Source organism: Persicitalea sp. (assembly GCF_041751555.1).
Taxonomy (GTDB): domain Bacteria; phylum Bacteroidota; class Bacteroidia; order Cytophagales; family Spirosomataceae; genus Persicitalea.
In genome coordinates this window covers 1-2,946 of the sequence record NZ_JBGSXF010000613.1, presented here as the reverse complement: position 1 = coordinate 2,946, position 2,946 = coordinate 1, and the positions used below count along the sequence as shown (strand labels likewise).

Below are 2,946 nucleotides of genomic sequence, written 5' to 3'. Positions count from 1 at the left end.
ACCGCCATTTTTGCTTGGCCGGGTAGCGTTAATGCCTCCCCACATCATCGCGGCAATGAATCCTGTGTAATTATCTTTTTTGAAAAGCGCGACGACATCGTTTCTTTGCATGTTACGGTCGTCGTGACGCCCATAAACACTTCTTACTCCGTCAAGCTTACTAAATTGATCGTAGCTCCGATTCCACAAAGCGATCTGCTGCTTTGGAGCTTTTGTAATTCTGTCGCGATTTTGTTCAAGGTAGGGAGGGAGTGCCATAAGTGGTTTGTTTTTTAAGTGAAATGATAAAAAAACGGGTATTCAGACCGGAGAAAAAAGAATAAAGCAGCAAGATTCTATCCATTCAAAAACTTCACTCTATCTCGCTCAACCTCAACCCCATAAATTCCGCCCGCTTCTCCACCAATAAGATAAGGTGCTGCCAAGCGTTCACCTAATGCCCTTTCGATTGCCTTTTTTATGCGTGAACGGTTCTCGTTATACGATCCTTCCTGAGCGTGGATTAGGCGGTCAATGGCTTCTGTTTGCTCTTCCTGACTCCGGCCACTGATGCGACCGTGGATGCCCAGTAGTTCGTCCCGGTGGTCGATCAGGTCAGCGCGTTTCACGCCTTCGGGATGTAGCAGGAAAAAAGCGTACAGGGTGCGGCACATGGGCGTTAGTTTTAAAAGCAGGTTGCCTAGGCTGGGAAACCGGAACTCGTACAGCCAGGTAACTTCCAGCATTCCCGGCCCGGCGTGGCGTTGGAATCCCAGGCTGAACAGTATTTGTTTTCGTAGAGCCTCAAAGCCCTGCGTGGCACCTTCTACCAGATGGTCGGGTACTTCGCATTGGTGCAGTCTTTCGGAACACTCGGCGCAGACATCCGCCGTGCGCATTTTGAAAGCGATCTGCCGCTTTTCTTGACAAAAATCATTCATGCAGCCGATGGATTCTTCGTGCAAACACGCGTCTTTGCCCTCGGTGTCCAACTGCATCTGACTTTGCAATACATTGGCAATCACTTCGTAGGCGACCGGAAACTGGTGCGGACTGCCCATAAATACCTCCCAGCCATCGGTATGCACGAAAATATGGCGGCTGTGGTCGAAAGAGCTGAACCAGTTCAGGGCGTTGGGGCGATTGGTGAGCAGTACCACAAAATCGTCTTCGGCAATGGCGTAAGTCCTTCGGTAATATTGGCAAGCATCGAACAATTCCTGCCACGAAATCGGGTTGCCCTGCCGATGATCGTACATAAGTTTGTGAACGGGAGAAAGGTAATCAAAGACTACGTCCTCCGGTCGTCGCCGCCCATTTTGGTAGTAGGGCGCGTCTTCGGCAAACCGCTCCGATTCGGTAGTCTGGAAAGTCCAGCCCGGCATGGGCAGCGAATGCAGGAGTTGGCACAGGGCAAAGTAGTCGTCGGGCGGGTAGTCGGGGGCGCGAAGCAAATGAACGGTGAACATGGCAGCGAGGGTTGAGATGAGAGCGTGAAGGTAGCCGACAACGACGACTTACTTCTGATCCCAATAGTCCTTTTCAGCGTCTTTGCTGGACATTCCCTGACTTCTTTTGTGAAAGTAGCTCAGGCGGCCTTTCCGGTCTTTCTCAAAAAGTTCGTTCATGCTGTTTTGGTTGGTTTCAAACCGTACGGAGGTTTTGATAGAGAGTGATGCCGCTACACTTTCTACCGCGTGGTTCGCCCCCATGTAGGTAAAACTCCACCCTCTCGCGGTCAGGCGGTCAACAAGGGATTTGACATTTCCTCCTCTGAATTCTCGGGAAGCGTTCTCGTCCCCGTCGGTTAGAATACTCACCAGCACGGTGGGGTCAGTTTCGCCTTCGGTTTGAAATTCAAGGCGCAGCAGGCTGCGGCCTATTGCATCGTAAAGGGGCGTACTGGCGTCGGGGGTGTAGGTATTGTCGGAAAGCGGGAGAATGTCGGCGGCAAGGCGGTTGTCGAGAACGGTGCGAATGCCCAGCCCGTTGAAAGTCACGAGCGACACCCGGTGCTGTTGGTTGGGAAACTGCGCCTGCGCACCTTTGATGGTCTGGATGATTTCGTTGAAGCCGTTCATCGTCACTTCCTTGACGGGCGACATGGAACCGCTTTAGTCCAGAATGATTAGGTTGAATACGTTTTGATTAGCTGAATTTTGCATGATAGCGGTAGGTTTTGCGTGATTGAATCAATTGAACACGACAAAGGTCAGTGCAAAAACGGCCCTTCCATAATCCCTGCAACGTTGCAGTTGAAGATCATCCCAAACGAAAAAGACTTCCGTTGGAAGCCTTTTCTAGGAAAATCATCTATTTGTCAAGCCGTATACTAATGCTCCCGGGCTATTCTGTCATCCGGCAAATAAGATCCGTCCATCATTCTTGACGCATGGGAGGCATTGACCCTCCGTGCCTTCCGCTGCACAATCCTCACTTCCCAGGTGCTCACCATTTGACTACCAGGTTCGCAACGGTACACAATGCTTCCCTTCCTGACCTGGCGGACTAGTTTTGGGCCTTTGGAGGTGAGGATACTACCCGTCGAAGTACCTTCCAACAACCGGGCCGGAATGAGCGGCCAGTTTTCGCGGCTGCTGGCGGTTTGCCCGACTGGGCGCAGGTACAGCGCGGTCAGCCAGGTAGTTTTGCTTTTATCGACCTTCTGACCGTGGCTTGTAACGATAGCGCTTGTCCTGACGCTGGCCGCTTTTTGGGCTTTTGCCGAAAAAACAGCCACGAGTGCGAAGAGAAAAAACAAGGCGAGCGATTTGCTCATGAAAAAGGGATTTGGGATTTGATTAGGCCTCCGAAGGCGAATGCTTATAAGATGATTTAGTGACCAAATTGGGAAGAATACCCAAGGCCGTAAGCACCGCGCCCGCAATCAGAATGGTGGGCAGGTGCGTGAACAACTCTCCCGTGGAAAGAATGCCCAGAATCAGCATCGTCGAAAACGGCAGCGAG

The 2,946-nt window shown here is 51.5% G+C and carries 4 protein-coding genes; all 4 read right to left on the bottom strand.

Translation table 11 applies throughout. From position 1 onward, the window contains the following. A partial coding sequence (locus tag ACEW8P_RS21730; protein WP_373515170.1) for a hypothetical protein occupies window positions 1–258 on the bottom strand: 258 nt, incomplete at its 3' end. A 77-nt stretch (window positions 259–335) separates the two neighbouring features. Beyond that, window positions 336–1,448 (bottom strand): hypothetical protein, encoded by a 1,113-nt coding sequence (locus ACEW8P_RS21725; protein WP_373515169.1) that lies wholly within the window; start codon window positions 1,446–1,448, stop codon window positions 336–338. 48 nt (window positions 1,449–1,496) lie between these two features. Then, on the bottom strand, window positions 1,497–2,084 hold the full coding sequence (locus ACEW8P_RS21720; RefSeq protein ID WP_373515168.1) for a VWA domain-containing protein: 588 nt from the start codon (window positions 2,082–2,084) through the stop codon (window positions 1,497–1,499). A gap of 227 nt (window positions 2,085–2,311) precedes the next feature. Further along, window positions 2,312–2,758, bottom strand: coding sequence for a hypothetical protein (locus ACEW8P_RS21715; protein ID WP_373515167.1), 447 nt, complete (start codon window positions 2,756–2,758; stop codon window positions 2,312–2,314). Window positions 2,759–2,946: the final 188 nt, after the last annotated feature.